Here is a 15,650-nt window from a genome sequence, read left to right as displayed (position 1 = left end):
AATTTAAATTTATGTGTAGTTTTGCAACTATGATTTTTAATAAACATACCGCTCGAAAAACTGCTGAAGTTTTATTGCAAGTAAACGCTATAAAACTAAGCCCAAGTGCTCCTTTTACATGGGCATCTGGATGGAAATCACCTATTTACTGCGACAACAGAATAGTGCTTTCTTTTCCTCCTATCCGAAATTATATTCGCGAAACTATGGCCAAACAAATTGAAAAACAGTACGGAAAACCAGACGTAATTGCTGGTGTTGCTACTGGCGCAATTGGTATTGGTATGCTTGTTGCCGAATACTTAGGAGTTCCTTTTATTTATGTTAGACCAGAACCAAAAGGCCATGGTCGTAAAAACCAGATAGAAGGTTTTATACAAAAAGGGCAAAATGTAGTTGTTGTTGAAGATTTAATAAGTACTGGTAAAAGCAGTTTAAATGCTGTAAAAGCCCTACGCGAAGAACAATTGAACGTAAAGGGCATGATCGCCATTTTTTCGTATGGTTTTAGCGTGGCCCACGACAATTTCAAAAAGGAAAATGTAACACTACACACTTTAAGTAACTACGACAGTCTTCTAGAACAAGCTGTAGAAACCAACTACATATCGCAGTCTGAAGTGCAAACCTTAACAGATTGGAATGCCAACCCTAGCGAATGGAACGTTATTTGATATCCTTAAGATTTAAAACAAACATTCATGAAATTAGAATCACCTAAAGTTACAGTAAACAAATCGTCTCAAGATATTTTTGATTTTTTATCAGATATTAAAAATTTCGAAAAATTAATGCCAGAAAACATCAACAAGTTTGAAGTTTTAGAAGACGATAAATTTTTGTTTGCTTTACAAGGCATGCCAGAAATTGTACTTAAAAAGAAAGAAGTAATACCACCAAATAAAATCGTTTTAGGTGCTGCGGGCGGCAAATTAGATTTCGCTTTAACAGGTCATATTAACGAAACTAGCGAAGGCAACAGCGATGTACACCTTCAATTTGAAGGCGACTTTAACCCAATGATGGCCATGATGGTAAAAGGTCCAATTTCTAAATTTATAGAAACATTGGTTACTAAAATGCCACAAGCACTTTAATACAACAAACTTATTTCTTTTAAATCGAACGGTTTTATAAGCTGATCTTCAACAAGCACCTGTAAACAGCCTTGTTCTGTAACACCTCTTATAATACCAGAAAACATACGACCTTCGGCATCTAAAAATGTTGAAGGTTTATTTTTTTTAAACAGTACACTTTCGTACTCCAATTTTAAAGACTCGTATTGTTGGTCTTCCAGTTTGGCAAAACCCGCTTTCAATTCAACTAACACATAATCTAACACTTCGTCTAACCCATAAGCAATACAGGTTTTATTTAAAATAGAATCGGCTTTAGGCAAATTCGAGAAATCGGTTTGATTCACATTAATTCCTATTCCCAAAACACTGTCACGCAATTCGCCGTTTCTAATAATATTCTCTATTAAAATGCCACAAATCTTCTTGTTATCTGACAAAATGTCGTTTGGCCATTTAATAAAAACTTTAGGCAGCGACATCTTTTTAAAAGCTTTATAAACGGCAATAGCAGTAACCATACTAATATAAAACTGCTTTTCGGTAGGCAAGAAATCTATAGCCTTAAACACACTAAACATAAGGTTTTTAGCCGGTTCAGACTCCCACTGCGTTCCCATTTGTCCGCGCCCTAGCGTTTGCACTTCAGCAGTAACCACGGTATAATCTTCTAACAGCTCGCAACTACTTAATTGTTTTAAAAAAGTATTTGTAGAATCGATGGCATCAAGTTTGATTATACGCATTTATATTATTTATATTAGCAGGAAAAAAACTTCTGTAAAATTTAAAGTATAAAGAACTAAAAAATAATAACTTTGTACAAATTAAATCAAATTAATGGCGAAAGACAATACAAACGCAGACCTACTCATAGCAACCATTCTTAGTGGGATTGAAGATGTTAAAGGTAAAGAAATCAATCTTCTAGATTTACGCGAAATTGAAAATACGGTGTGCGACTATTTTATAGTTTGTGAAGGAACTTCTAACACCCAAGTTAATGCCATTGTAAACGCAGTTCAAAAAAAAGTAAGCAAAGAACTTAAGGACAAACCTTGGCACATAGAAGGTCAAGATAATGCCGAATGGGTGCTTATGGATTACGTAAATGTTGTGGTGCATGTATTTCAAAAACACATACGCGAATATTACGATATCGAGAGCTTGTGGGGCGATGCAAAAACAACTATAATTGAAACAAATTATTAAAATTTAATGGCTAAAGACAACAAAAATTCAAATAAAAAACCCAAGTTAAATCCGTATTGGATTTATGGGGCTATTATCGCATTCTTTATTGCAATGCAACTTTTTAACACGAGCAGTTTACAAAATGCTAATAGCACGACACCGTCTCAATTCATGACATATCTTGAGGAAGGCGATGTAGAATCTGTAGAAATTGTAAATAAACGCGAAGCCCAGGTATATTTAACAGACGAGGCATTAAAGAAAGATGTACATAAAAAATCTAAACCATCTACTTTGTTGCCTACCGCAACACGTTTACCTAATTACACTTTCGAATTCGGGGATTTACAAAACTTCGAAAACCAATTACACGATACTATTCGCGATAAAAATTTAAAAACCACAATTAATTATAAAACCGAACAAAACCTTTGGGGCGATTTCTTAATAGGTATACTGCCGTTTATTTTATTAATTGGGGTATGGATTTTCATTATGCGCAGAATGTCTGGTGGCGCTGGCGGAGGTGCTGGCGGACAAATATTTAACATCGGAAAATCGAAAGCTAAGCTTTTCGACCAGAATACAGATGTTAAAACGTCGTTTAAAGATGTTGCAGGTTTAGAAGGTGCTAAAGAAGAAATACAGGAGATTGTAGATTTCCTTAAAAATCCAGAAAAATACACCTCTTTAGGAGGTAAAATTCCTAAGGGTGCATTGCTTGTAGGCCCTCCAGGAACTGGTAAAACGCTTTTAGCAAAAGCTGTAGCAGGCGAAGCCAAAGTACCATTCTTTTCACTATCTGGTTCAGACTTCGTAGAAATGTTTGTTGGTGTTGGTGCTTCTCGAGTTAGAGACTTATTTAAACAGGCTAAAGAAAAATCACCGTCTATTATATTTATAGATGAAATTGATGCTATTGGTCGTGCCAGAGGAAAAAGTAATTTCTCGGGATCTAATGACGAGCGTGAAAACACCTTAAACCAGTTGTTAACAGAAATGGACGGTTTTGGCACAAATACCAATGTTATTGTATTGGCTGCAACAAACCGTGCCGATGTTTTAGATAGTGCTTTAATGCGTGCTGGTAGATTTGACCGCCAGATATTTGTAGATCTTCCAGACATTAGAGAACGTAAAGAAATTTTTGAAGTTCACCTAAGACCTATCAAGAAGTCTGAAAATTTAGATACCGATTTCTTAGCAAAACAAACCCCTGGATTTTCGGGAGCAGATATAGCTAATGTTTGTAACGAAGCTGCTTTAATTGCTGCCAGACAAGGCAAAAAAGCGGTAGACAGGCAAGACTTTTTAGATGCTGTAGACCGTATTGTGGGAGGTTTAGAAAAGAAAAATAAAATCATTACACCTAGCGAAAAGAAAGCCGTTGCTTATCACGAAGCTGGCCACGCCACAGTTAGCTGGATGCTTGAGCATGCTGCGCCTTTAGTTAAGGTAACTATAGTACCTAGAGGCCGTTCGTTAGGTGCCGCTTGGTATTTACCAGAAGAACGCTTAATTGTTAGACCAGAACAAATGCTAGACGAAATGTGTGCTGCATTAGGTGGTCGTGCTGCCGAGCAAGTCATTTTTAATAAAATATCTACTGGTGCTCTAAGCGATTTAGAAAAAGTTACTAAACAAGCACGTGCCATGGTAACCGTTTATGGGTTAAGCGACAAAGTTGGCAACCTTACCTATTACGATTCGCAAGGTCAAAACGAATATGGTTTTAGTAAACCTTATAGCGAAAAAACTGCCGAATTAATAGATAAAGAAATTTCAGATATTATAGAAGAACAATATGCAAGAGCCGTTAAGTTGTTAGAAGACAATAAAGACAAACTTACAGAGCTTGCCGAAGTGCTTTTAGAAAAAGAAGTTATTTTTAAAGATAATCTCGAAAAAATATTTGGAAAACGTGCCTTCGGAAACACCGAAAAACCTTTACTAGATAAATAATATTTTTTTCGAACTTATATTAGCTTACTAATTGTAAAAATCTTAAATTAACCATTTGGGTTAGTTTAAGATTTTTTATCTTTGAACAACCTGATATAATAAAGATTAATAGCGAATAAATGTCTTAATGAGTCTATTTAGAAAACTTTTTGGATCCAAATCTAACAAAGAAGCAGAGGAAATACAATCTGAAGACAGAGGCAAATACATGCCAGAAGTAAAGTTACCTATTGATGAAAAGTTTACCATAAACTTTAAAGCCAATGGCGGTAAGTTTTTGTATTGCGAAAATATAGATGAAGTTTTTGAAACTTTAGATCATATTATTGAAGAAAATAGTTGGGAAGATAAAAAAATCCTGATCTTAGAACAAGAACTACAAAAACGCTTTGCATCTTCTAGTTTAACAATTGCCAAACCAAACGATACAGATGCCACTTACTTTTTAACAAGTTGCGAAAACTTAATTGCAGACGATGGTTCGCTACTTATTACCTCCAAACAAATTGCCGAGAAAAAGTTAATCGATTTACCCGATAATTTTATTGTATTTGCTACAACCAGTCAAATTGTTGAAAACATCAGTGAGGGCTTACGAGGCATTAAATCTAAAAACACGCAAAAAATACCTACCAACATCACCACAATTAAACACTTTAAATCTGTTGATGAAAAAAACTTTATGACCTATGGTAGTAGTTCAAAAAACTTATATTTGCTGCTTTTAGAAGACCTCTAGCATGAAAGAAATTCTTACCAGATCTATTTTTGGTTTAATATATATTACACTTCTTATTGTTTCGTTATTTAACGAACAGGCACTCACCATTTTATTTTTTATTTTCGGACTTATTTGTGTTGCCGAATTCAAAAAACTAATCGATTTTAGAGGATTTACTGCCTACCTTATCTTTATAATAATCTACCTGATTTTTGGCTTTTGGCACTTAGTTTATCCAGATTTAAGTGGCCTTAACGAAGCCTCGCAAATTTTATTGGTACTTTCTGTTTTTATAGAATTGTTTCTAATTAAAGATTTATTTTCTAAAAAGGGTATTCAAATTTTTAAGTTTAAACGTTTCTTACTAACCAGTTTTTACTTATCGAGCGCCTTTGTGTTTTTAATTTTAATTGCACGATTCGAAAACGCTTATCATCCATCCATCTTATTAGGATCGTTTATTTTAGTCTGGGTTAACGATACGTTCGCCTTTTTAGTTGGCAAAAATTTTGGCAGACAAAAACTCTTCGAAAAAATATCACCCAAAAAAACAGTCGAAGGTTTTATTGGCGGGCTCTTTTTTTCGTGTATTGCTAGTTATTTTATTGCTACCTTTACGCACACCTTAAACTTTAACCATTGGCTTATTTTGGCTATAATTGTTAGCGTTTTTGGTACACTTGGCGATTTAGTTGAATCTAAATTTAAACGCCAAGTTAATGTTAAAGATAGCGGTATTATTATGCCTGGCCATGGTGGTTTATTAGATCGATTAGACAGCATAATTTTTGCAGCTCCTTTTATTTATTTGTTTTTAAGAATTTTGAATTATGTTTCATAAAGAAGGTTTTAAAATTATACTAATTACATTTGTATTAGTAATTGCTTCATTTTTAATTATAGATAATGTAGTATCGTTAACATGGTTAAGAAACATACTGTTTTTTACACTTTTTGTGTTTCTGGTACTAATTCTTCAATTTTTCAGAAACCCAAAACGTAAAGGCCAATTAAACGACGCCCAAGTATTATCGCCTGTAGATGGCAAAGTAGTTGTTATTGAAGAAGTTTTCGAAAAAGAATATTTTAACGACAAACGCATTCAGGTTAGTGTATTTATGTCGCCAATTAATGTACACGTAACGCGCTACCCTATTGGTGGCGAGGTTGTATTTAGTAAATACCACCCTGGAAAATATTTAGTGGCTTGGCACCCTAAAGCTTCCGAAGAAAACGAACGTACTACTGTAGTTGTAGAAAATGCATCGTTTGGTAAAGTTTTACATCGCCAAATTGCAGGTGCTCTTGCTAAACGTATTGTAAACTATGCCAAAGTTGGCGATAAAGTTGTGCAAGCATCAGACTCTGGGTTTATAAAATTTGGTTCTAGAGTAGATTTATTTTTACCTTTAGGTACCGACATTAAAGTTAATCTTAACGACAAGGTTAAAGGCGGAGAAAGTATTATAGCGCAATTATAAAGTAGCTATTATGGCTTCAAAACAATTAGATGAAGAATTTAAAGATGCTGTAGATCGCATCAATAATTTCCAGGGACCGTTTCCTGCCGATTTTCTTTTGCGTCTTTATGCCTATTACAAAAAAGCCACTAACGATTACGGCAGACCTAGCAGTAGCAAACCCATCATTAATGCCTTCAAAACAAATGCCTTATTTCAGGTGCAAAATATTTCTGAAGACGAGGCTAAACGCATTTACATAGACTTAGTAAACAATTATTTCTTGTACAGAAAGTAAACTGCACAAGAAATAATTATTATCCTCTTCTATTTTATTTTAAAACGAATTCTAAAGGCTGACCAGTTGCCCCGTTAGGAAAGCTAATACCCAATAAACCAGAAATTGTTGGTGCGATATCTATAATTCGAGTTTTTTGAAGCGTACTTCCGTGCTTCACACCTTTTCCGAAAAACAATAACGGCACATGGGTATCGTAATTTAAACCTGTACTATGCGCTGATCCCTTTTTGCCAGAAGACGTTACACCAGGTTCGAATTCGTATAATATATCGCCAGATCGCTTTTGGTTATAGCCATTTTCTAATAATTCCTCTATACCAGAAGTAAATGCTTGGTGCACCAATGTAGAAGCTGCATAGACTTTATAAATGTAATTATAACCTTCTAATTCCTTAACTATTTTGTCTTGCACCATACTCAAATCCAATTTCATGGCTTTCAATTTAGCACGATCTAAAAATATCTGATTGTTACTGATATTTTCGATTAAATCTGAAGCACCAAATGTAGACGACATGAATTCATTTAACTGGGTTTTAAATTCTTTTTTATTAAAATAACCCGCTGGTATGTGCTGAGATTCTAAATATGCAGGAACCTCTACAGCACCGTGGTCTGCGGTTAAAAATAAAGTATACTGGCCTTCGCCTACTGTCTTGTCTAAGTATTTCAAAAACCGTTCTAACTCTTTGTCTAACCTCAGGTATGTGTCTTGCACTTCTTTAGAATTTACTCCAAAATTATGTCCAACATAATCTGTACTGGAATAACTTACAGTTAAAACATCTGTAATATCGTCCTTACCTAAATCCTCTCCTTCAATAGCTTCCATAGCAAAATCTGTTACTATGCTGTTTCCGTAAGGAGTCGTTTTTAAAATATCGAAACCATCGTTAGTTTTACTTAAGCGTTTTAAATCGTAAGGAAAAGTAGCCGTTTCTTTACCATCAAAACCATGTTCAAAGTCATTTAAATCGTCGCCACTTTCTGTGTATGTTTTTATATTATACAAGGTATTCCAATCTTTTAAATACGATTTTACAGTTTTAGATGCATTAAAACGTTCTACCCATTTTGGTAACTCTTGTTGATAATACGTACTAGAAATAAAAACGCCCTCATCTTTACCGTGAAACCAATAAGCAGCATTTGCGGTATGCCCTGCAGGTAAAATAGCGCCTCTGTCTTTTATAGAAATACCTATCGTTTTGCCTTGGTTTTGGGTAAATAATCTGTTTTCGTCTGAAAACGTTGTTGTAAGCATGCGGTGCGGAGACATTTTACCAGCATCGGATGTTGTTCCAACAGCATTCACACTGTCATCGCCGGCACAATACACGCTACTTTTTGTAGTTTTATCGTACCAATCGTTGCCAATTATACCATGACCCTTTGGTGTTGTTCCTGTATAAATTGAAGCATGGCCTGGCGCCGTTTTGGTTGGTATATAATTAAAATGATTGTTTTTACAATTAAAACCTTCATTCATTAAGCGTTTAAAACCACCATCTCCATATTTAGTATAAAATCGGGTTAAATAATCGTAGCGCATTTGGTCTACTACTACACCCACTACCAATTTCGGTTTAACATAAATATCGTCCTGCGAACTAAATTGATTACTATTTTGTGAAAATCCTTTAAAACTAATTAAAGCTAAAATTATGCTGTATTTTAAATATTTCATTTTTAATTTTTATTTAGAACAGCAAAAGTACAATTTTTAAAAGCCCTCTTAATTTAAATAATCATTAAATAAGTTATAGTATTTTTTTACTTTAGCAGTTATAATTTACTGTATGAATTATCTTCACTATATAGGCGCTTATGCCTTAATGATTATTGAGATTTTTAAAAAGCCTACCAAGTGGTCGGTAATGAAAAAACTCATTCTTAAAGATATAGACGATTTAATTATAGGGTCGTTAGGTATTGTTGCCTTTATTTCATTTTTTGTTGGAAGCGTAGTTACCATACAAACGGCATTGAATATGGACAACCCGCTTGTACCAAAATCTTTAATTGGCTTTGCAACCAGACAATCTGTAATTTTAGAATTTGCGCCCACATTTATGTCGGTTATTATGGCTGGTAAAGTAGGATCGTTTATAACATCTAGCATTGGTACCATGCGCGTTACCGAACAAATAGATGCCCTAGAAGTTATGGGGATTAACGCTTTAAATTATCTCGTGTTCCCAAAGCTAATTGCTCTTTTATTATATCCGTTTTTAATATCTATTTCTATGTTTTTAGGTATTATGGGAGGCCTTGCAGCTTGTTATTTTGGAGAGTTCGCCACTATTAACGATTATGTAACTGGTTTAAAAGAAGATTTTATTCCTTACCACATTATATATGCCTTTATTAAAACCTTTGGTTTTGCCTTCTTATTAGCTACTATACCATCGTATCATGGATTTTACATGAAAGGAGGCGCCTTAGATGTTGGTAAAGCGAGTACGGTGTCGTTTGTATGGACCAGTGTTGCCATTATTACGCTAAACTTTATTTTAACCCAAATTCTTTTAAGCTAATGATAGAAGTTAAAGATTTACATAAATCGTTTGGAGACACCCATGTTTTAAAAGGCATAAGTACAACTTTCGAAAAAGGAAAAACTAACTTAATTATTGGGCAAAGTGGCTCTGGTAAAACCGTATTTTTAAAATGCTTGTTAGGTTTATTTGATTACGAGCAAGGCAGCATTTCGTACGAGGGCCGTATATTTTCTAAATTAACAGAAGACCAAAAACGTGAATTGCGTTCAGAAATCGGCATGGTTTTTCAAGGTAGCGCCTTGTTTGATTCTATGACTATAGCCGAAAATGTTAAATTCCCGTTGCGAATGTTTACCAAACAAAGTAATTCTGAAATGGACGACCGTGTAAACTTTGTTTTAAAACGTGTAAATCTTGAAGGCGCCCACAACAAACTACCTTCTGAAGCTTCAGGAGGAATGCAAAAACGTGTCGCTATAGCCCGTGCCATAGTAAACAAACCTAAATACTTGTTTTGCGACGAACCCAATTCTGGATTAGATCCTAAAACAGCTATTGTAATAGATAACCTAATACAAGAGATCACAAACGAATACGATATTACAACAGTAATTAACACCCACGACATGAATTCGGTTATGGAAATAGGAGAAAAAATCGTATTTCTTAAAGATGGTCTAAAGGCTTGGGAAGGTTCTCACGAAACCATTTTTAAAACCGATAACGAAACCGTTACAGACTTCGTCTATTCTTCGGAATTATTTAAAAAAGTTCGCAAAATGTACATTGAAGAAAACAATCTTTAATGTTTCGATTCACTTACCACTAAGGTATCTAAATTAAGTTTATACTTAAGCCACTCTTGCAGTTCTGAATTTTTAGATGCTCGTTCTGTCTCCTTTAATTTACTGTCTTTTTTCCATCGCACTACAAAAACAGGCACCGTATCTGTTTTTTTGAAATCAGACGTAATTACAGGTGAGTAACTAAATCGATCTAAATCGCCATACAGAATATGAACTTCTTTAATTATGGCTTCAAACGGAATAGTTTTATTCTCTAAATATTGTAATTGCGATAATCTTTTTTCTAGAAAAGCTATTTTTTGACTTTGAGATAGTAAATCCAACGAATCCCTAGATCGTAATTGTTCCATGTATTTTACATGGTCGAAATTAGATCGTCTTTGGTTTATTACTAAATTAGTTCCTTTTAATGCCGGATAATCTTGTAATCTTGCTTTCAATAAATCTACCGTTTCTTCTGGTATGTAACTTAACCCATAAGTATTAAGTTGTATTACAGAGCCCTCCTCTTTATTAGAATAGCTGTAAACTACATTCTTTTTTACATACTCGTATTGTGGTAAACCTCTTAATTCTACATCTAAATACGACTGTACTTCTCTGTTAAATCTGCTCTCTTTAAGTACATCTATAAAAGTCCAAATAGCCGGAATCATAACAACAATCGCTAGTACAGAAGCAATTTGCGAGATACGCTTACGTTTTTTAGAGTTTACGTATTTAATCATAGGAAAACGTAAAATCTTTAAAGCAATAAACGTAGCCAACGCTATAAAAATCGTATTGATAATAAACAGGTAAAAAGCTCCTGAAGCATAGCGAATACCCTTAGAAAAGTCTTCCCAAGCCACAGCAAGACCATAACCTACTGTACATAAGGGAGGCATTAAAGCGGTTGCAATGGCTACACCAAAAATAACCGAAGCAATTGTACCGCGTTTGGTTCGCGCTATAATTAAAGCAGCTCCCCCAAAAAAAGCGATCAATACATCGCGTATATCGGGTTTTGTTCGCGCCAATAATTCTGAAGACTCAATTTGTAAGGGAAAGAATTTATAAAAGAAAAATGCGGTTAAAACACTTAAAAAAATCATAACCCCAAAATTGACTAGTGATTTCTTTAAAGTATCGATATCGTTTATAGCCACGGAAAGTCCGATACCCAAAATTGGCCCCATTAAGGGAGAAATTAACATGGCACCTATAACTACGGCTGTAGAGTTTGCATTTAACCCTATGGAGGCTACAAATATGGAACAAATTAAAATCCAAGCCGTTGCGCCTTTAAAAGGAATATCGCCTTTTATCGCTTCTATTGTGGCTTGTTGATCGGTATCTTGCCTAAAATCTAATAAATCGGACAGAAAGGTTTTTATGCTTACAAATAAACCTTTAGCTTCCTTTTTTATAGCTTCTTTAGACTCTTCTACTGCTGCGTCCTGAGCTTCATTAGCAGCTTGTTGTTCCTTCTTTTCTTCTTCTTCAGAAAAATTAAACTTATTTTTGGTCATATTTAACTGTACTGCTCACCAAAAGCATTCGCTACTTTTGTGCGAACTTGCTTAATGTCTTGTTCTTTTTCTTTTGGAAAGATAAGCAAAACTTCGTCTTTATCAATAATTATGTAATCGTTTAATCCTTCTACAACTACAATTTTATTGTCTTTAGTTCTAATCATATTACCAGAAGCATCCTCTACAAGGGTTCTAGCATTAATAACAGCATTATTATCGGTATCTTTATCGAGCTTATCGTACAAACTTCCCCAAGTTCCTAAATCATTCCAATCGAACTCTGCTGGCAACACAAATACGTTTTTTGAGCTTTCCATGATAGCGTAATCTACAGATATGTTCTCTGCTTTACCATAATTTTCTTTAATAAAATCGGCCTCTAAATTGGTGTTGTACGCAGGAATTCCGTCTTGAAAAAGAGTAAATAATTCGGGTTGATTATTTTGGAAAGCTTTAAGCACACTCTGTACACTCCACATAAAAATACCAGCATTCCACACAAAATTCCCTTGTTGAATAAAGGATTTAGCTGTTTCGTAATCTGGTTTTTCTCTAAATTGCGCTACGGGCTTAACCGCTGCTTGGGTGTTGGTATCGTACTCTATGTAACCATAGCCAGTATTAGGAAAAGTTGGCTGTATACCAAGAGTCATTAACGCATCGTTTTTCTCGCAAAAATCGAAAGCGGTTAACACATTTTTAGAAAAAGCAGTTTCATCCTCAATCCAATGATCGCTTGGCGCTACTAGCATTAAAGCGTTAGGATTCTCTTTTTGAATTTTAAGAGCCGCATATAATATACATGGCGCTGTGTTACGCATGGCTGGCTCTAAAACCACCTGACCTTGAGATATCTCTGGTAATTGTTCAAGAACAATATCGTTATAACATTCGTTGGTTAATATATATATATTTTGTTCTGGAATAAACTTCGTTAAGCGTCTAAATGTTTTTTGGATAAGTGTTTCACCTGTACCCAACATATCGTGAAATTGCTTTGGAAAGCTATTCGTGCTTACTGGCCAAAATCTCGATCCTACTCCACCGGCCATAATTATGGCATAATAATTTGAATTCATACTATCAATTTTTCTCTTAAAGGATTTCTATTTCTACGTTGGGATTAAAAAGGTATAACTTTCCTGTTTTAAGCTCTACGCATTCATAACGTTTTACGCGTTTTTTACCTTTTTTAAAACGTCTACCATTATATATCTGGAATAAACTCCCTATGGGTACTTCAAAAATATACGTTTTATCTGAATTTTCATCATATTGTTTTAAAGCTAAAGCTAAAACTGCATCGGTATCGCTAGTCGCTTTTGGATTTTTAAAATGCTTTGCCAATAAAGGTAATAGCTGATTCGGAAAAACATCGGGGTTTAAAAAAGGTAACATTAAATGCTGAAACGTAATCTTCCATTCCTTACCATGGGGTTTGATATGTCTTCCATAGTTTTTAAAAGCTTCAAAATGTGCTATTTCATGAATTAAGGTAATTAAAAACCGATACGGGTTTAAATTAGAATTTACCGTAATTTGATGGGTTCCATTAGGTAATCGCCTATAATCGCCATGCCTTGTTTTACGCTCTTGCTTAACAAAAACACTTAAATTGTCGTGTTGCAACAATGTTAAAACTCTTGGGTAAGCATGTTCTGGAATGTAAGGTTTTAAAGTTTCCTGCATTACTTACAAAAGTAAAATTTTATAGAATATGGGCAATATTAATTTACCTTTATAAAAACAAAAAACCAATGTAAACTTAATCTCTAACTAAAGGCATTGTAGAGCACCTTAGCAAACCTTCTTGCTTAGAAATTTCGGAATAAGGCACCTCTTCTACCACAAAACCATTGGCACGTAACCAAGCATTAAGACGAGTAAAGTTTCGCTCTGAAATGACTACATTTTCATCGATAGAAAACACATTACTATTCATGTGGTACATTTCTTCTCTGGTAATCTGAAATACATTATCTGCCCCAAATAAATTCAGCAAATACTCATATTCCTCTTTAACTCTAAATCCGTCTTTATACATTATCGCTTTGTTTTTTCCTACAGGCTGAAAACAACAATCTAAATGCAATGCATTATCCCTTGGCTCTGTTTTAGATTTTACTAAATCGAAATCTTTAACTATTTTATCTGGGAATAACTGTTTTATAAACTCTACACCATAATGGTTTGTTCTGGCCGTAATGTAATCGGCATAATCTTCGCCACGATAAGTGCCTATAAAAATGTAATCGTTCCATAGCATAACATCACCACCTTCAATATGAACTTCCTCTGGTGGTTTCACAATTTTAGAGGAATCTATTTGCGCTAAAACATGGTTTAAAGCTTCTAGTTCCTGCTCTCTATCTGGTAATATATTGGCTTTAATAAAAATATCATCTATAACAAAAGCGATATCTCTAGCAAAAATCTGATTGTAATTTGGAATAATTGTAGGACGGAAAACCTGCACATTATATTTTTCAAAAACCCGATTAACAGCCTCCATTTCTTTTACCATATCGCTCTCTACAGGATATGTTCCTGCTTTAATATGCTCTAAAGATTTAGGGTCGTAAGCCTCTTCTACACTAGGCGTTGGCCCGTTACTAACGGCTGTACCTAACACTACAGCTCTTAGTCTTGACGTTTCATTTTTTACGTGTAATGATAACATAATCTATATATAAAAAATGTCATTTTAATCTCGATAAACGAAAAATTCGCAACTAGATTAAAATGACATTTATATTTTATTAGTACTTAATTAGCGTTTGTCTATATCTACAAACGGTCTTAAGGTTGCTCCTGTATAAAGCTGGCGAGGACGTCCAATTGGCTCTTTACGTAAACGCATTTCTCTCCATTGTGCAATCCAACCTGGCAATCTACCTAAAGCAAACATTACGGTAAACATATCTGTTGGTATACCCATACCTCTGTAAATAATACCTGAATAAAAATCTACATTAGGATATAACTTTCTATCTACAAAATACTGATCTTCTAACGCTTCTTTTTCTAAACCTTTAGCGATATCTAAAATTGGATCTTCAATACCTAAATCGCCTAAAACTTCATCTGCAGCTTTTTTAATGATTCTAGCACGCGGATCGAAATTTTTGTAAACACGGTGACCGAATCCCATTAAACGGAATGGATCTTTTTTATCCTTAGCCTTAGCCATATACTTTTTAGTATCGCCACCATCTGTCTTAATAGCCTCAAGCATTTCTAATACAGCTTGGTTAGCACCACCATGTAAAGGCCCCCATAATGCAGAAATCCCTGCAGATAATGAAGCAAATAAACCAGCATGCGACGACCCCACTATACGTACTGTAGAGGTTGAACAGTTTTGTTCGTGATCTGCATGTAAGATTAATAATTTATCTAAAGCGTTTACAAGTATTTTATTTTGCTCGTATGGGTGATTAGGTTTTTCGAACATCATTTTTAAAATGTTCTCAACATATCCTATTTCGTCGCTTCCGTAATTTAATGGTAAACCTTGTCTTCTGCGTAATGTCCAAGCTACTAAAACAGGGAATTTCCCCATAATCTTAACGATGGCCTTATACATATCCTCTTCGGATTCTACATTTACAGACGAAGGATTAAATGCTGTTAAAGCACTGGTTAACGATGCAATCACTCCCATTGGGTGAGCCGACTTAGGGAACGATTCTAAAATTTTCTTAACATCTTCATCAACTACAGCTTCGGCTTTAATATCGTTATGAAATTTATCGTTTTGTTCTTTTGTTGGAAGCTCTCCAAAGATTAATAAATATGCAACTTCTAAAAAGTCTGCTTTTTCAGCTAATTCTTCAATGGAGTACCCTCTATATCTTAAAATTCCTTTTTCTCCATCTAAAAATGTTATGGCGCTTTCGCAAGAACCTGTATTTTTAAAACCTGGGTCTAATGTTATAACTTCCTCTGTTCCAGATCTTAAATTCTTAATATCTATAGCGACTTCATTCTCTGTTCCAGTAATTAATGGAAATTCGTATTTCTTTCCATCTATTTCTAATTTAGCTGTTTTTGACATATTTATTTTATTGAATTTTTCTATTTTTTTAGCTGCTCGCTAAAATACGAAATAT

17 protein-coding genes are annotated in these 15,650 nt (G+C 34.5%); 10 read left to right on the top strand and 7 right to left on the bottom strand.

What is annotated here, in order from left to right; all coding sequences use genetic code 11:
- Nucleotides 1-29 precede the first annotated feature (29 nt).
- Both pyrE and ACR9EA_RS03420 read left to right on the top strand, forming a co-directional pair.
- Complete coding sequence (pyrE, locus tag ACR9EA_RS03425; protein ID WP_435137550.1) at nucleotides 30-674, top strand: orotate phosphoribosyltransferase; 645 nt, start codon at nucleotides 30-32, stop codon at nucleotides 672-674.
- 27 nt (nucleotides 675-701) lie between these two features.
- Nucleotides 702-1,097, top strand: a complete 396-nt coding sequence (locus ACR9EA_RS03420) for an SRPBCC family protein (protein WP_435137547.1) — start codon at nucleotides 702-704, stop codon at nucleotides 1,095-1,097.
- Here ACR9EA_RS03420 and ACR9EA_RS03415 read toward each other — a convergent pair.
- The gene (locus ACR9EA_RS03415) at nucleotides 1,094-1,825 is read right to left on the bottom strand and encodes a biotin--[acetyl-CoA-carboxylase] ligase (protein ID WP_435137545.1); all 732 of its coding nucleotides are present in this window, start codon (nucleotides 1,823-1,825) and stop codon (nucleotides 1,094-1,096) included. The genes ACR9EA_RS03420 and ACR9EA_RS03415 overlap by 4 nt on opposite strands.
- A 94-nt stretch (nucleotides 1,826-1,919) precedes the next feature.
- Here ACR9EA_RS03415 and rsfS point away from each other — a divergent pair, with 94 nt between their 5' ends.
- The 6 genes from rsfS (at nucleotide 1,920) to ACR9EA_RS03385 (ending at nucleotide 6,714) form a co-directional block, all read left to right on the top strand.
- Nucleotides 1,920-2,291, top strand: coding sequence for a ribosome silencing factor (rsfS, locus tag ACR9EA_RS03410; protein WP_435137542.1), 372 nt, complete (start codon nucleotides 1,920-1,922; stop codon nucleotides 2,289-2,291).
- A 6-nt stretch (nucleotides 2,292-2,297) separates the two neighbouring features.
- On the top strand, nucleotides 2,298-4,235 hold the full coding sequence (gene ftsH / locus ACR9EA_RS03405; protein ID WP_435137539.1) for an ATP-dependent zinc metalloprotease FtsH: 1,938 nt from the start codon (nucleotides 2,298-2,300) through the stop codon (nucleotides 4,233-4,235).
- 127 nt (nucleotides 4,236-4,362) lie between these two features.
- A complete protein-coding gene (locus ACR9EA_RS03400; protein WP_435137536.1) occupies nucleotides 4,363-4,974 on the top strand; it encodes an LUD domain-containing protein in 612 nt (203 codons plus the stop codon).
- A gap of 1 nt (nucleotide 4,975) precedes the next feature.
- Nucleotides 4,976-5,797, top strand: coding sequence for a phosphatidate cytidylyltransferase (locus ACR9EA_RS03395; protein WP_435137533.1), 822 nt, complete (start codon nucleotides 4,976-4,978; stop codon nucleotides 5,795-5,797).
- A complete protein-coding gene (locus ACR9EA_RS03390) occupies nucleotides 5,787-6,437 on the top strand; it encodes a phosphatidylserine decarboxylase family protein (RefSeq protein ID WP_435137530.1) in 651 nt (216 codons plus the stop codon). Before ACR9EA_RS03395 ends, ACR9EA_RS03390 begins: the two co-directional genes overlap by 11 nt.
- Before the next feature lie 10 nt (nucleotides 6,438-6,447).
- Nucleotides 6,448-6,714 (top strand): acyl-CoA-binding protein, encoded by a 267-nt coding sequence (locus tag ACR9EA_RS03385; protein ID WP_435137527.1) that lies wholly within the window; start codon nucleotides 6,448-6,450, stop codon nucleotides 6,712-6,714.
- 34 nt (nucleotides 6,715-6,748) lie between these two features.
- On the opposite strand, the gene pafA is transcribed toward ACR9EA_RS03385, so the two are convergent.
- The gene (gene pafA, locus ACR9EA_RS03380; RefSeq protein ID WP_435137524.1) at nucleotides 6,749-8,404 is read right to left on the bottom strand and encodes an alkaline phosphatase PafA; all 1,656 of its coding nucleotides are present in this window, start codon (nucleotides 8,402-8,404) and stop codon (nucleotides 6,749-6,751) included.
- Nucleotides 8,405-8,516: 112 nt separating this feature from the next.
- Between pafA and ACR9EA_RS03375 the strand changes: the two genes are divergently transcribed.
- Both ACR9EA_RS03375 and ACR9EA_RS03370 read left to right on the top strand, forming a co-directional pair.
- The gene (locus ACR9EA_RS03375) at nucleotides 8,517-9,254 is read left to right on the top strand and encodes an MlaE family ABC transporter permease (protein WP_435137522.1); all 738 of its coding nucleotides are present in this window, start codon (nucleotides 8,517-8,519) and stop codon (nucleotides 9,252-9,254) included.
- Entirely contained in the window at nucleotides 9,254-10,024 is a 771-nt protein-coding gene (locus ACR9EA_RS03370) for an ABC transporter ATP-binding protein (RefSeq protein WP_435137519.1), read from the top strand. Before ACR9EA_RS03375 ends, ACR9EA_RS03370 begins: the two co-directional genes overlap by 1 nt.
- Here the strand turns inward: ACR9EA_RS03370 and ACR9EA_RS03365 are convergent.
- The 5 genes from ACR9EA_RS03365 to ACR9EA_RS03345 form a co-directional block, all read right to left on the bottom strand.
- Nucleotides 10,021-11,535, bottom strand: coding sequence for a DUF389 domain-containing protein (locus ACR9EA_RS03365; protein WP_435137516.1), 1,515 nt, complete (start codon nucleotides 11,533-11,535; stop codon nucleotides 10,021-10,023). The genes ACR9EA_RS03370 and ACR9EA_RS03365 overlap by 4 nt on opposite strands.
- Before the next feature lie 2 nt (nucleotides 11,536-11,537).
- Entirely contained in the window at nucleotides 11,538-12,617 is a 1,080-nt protein-coding gene (locus tag ACR9EA_RS03360) for a mannose-1-phosphate guanylyltransferase (RefSeq protein WP_435137513.1), read from the bottom strand.
- Between the two features lie 16 nt (nucleotides 12,618-12,633).
- The gene (locus ACR9EA_RS03355) at nucleotides 12,634-13,227 is read right to left on the bottom strand and encodes a SprT-like domain-containing protein (RefSeq protein ID WP_435137510.1); all 594 of its coding nucleotides are present in this window, start codon (nucleotides 13,225-13,227) and stop codon (nucleotides 12,634-12,636) included.
- A 76-nt stretch (nucleotides 13,228-13,303) separates the two neighbouring features.
- On the bottom strand, nucleotides 13,304-14,218 hold the full coding sequence (locus ACR9EA_RS03350; RefSeq protein ID WP_435137507.1) for a dimethylarginine dimethylaminohydrolase family protein: 915 nt from the start codon (nucleotides 14,216-14,218) through the stop codon (nucleotides 13,304-13,306).
- A gap of 90 nt (nucleotides 14,219-14,308) precedes the next feature.
- Nucleotides 14,309-15,595, bottom strand: coding sequence for a citrate synthase (locus ACR9EA_RS03345; RefSeq protein WP_435137504.1), 1,287 nt, complete (start codon nucleotides 15,593-15,595; stop codon nucleotides 14,309-14,311).
- Nucleotides 15,596-15,650 lie beyond the last annotated feature (55 nt).

Source organism: Formosa sp. A9, from assembly GCF_051200825.1.
Taxonomy (GTDB): domain Bacteria; phylum Bacteroidota; class Bacteroidia; order Flavobacteriales; family Flavobacteriaceae; genus Formosa.
The sequence above is the reverse complement of the archived record's forward strand: the minus strand, read 5'-3'. Positions and strand labels throughout refer to the sequence as shown.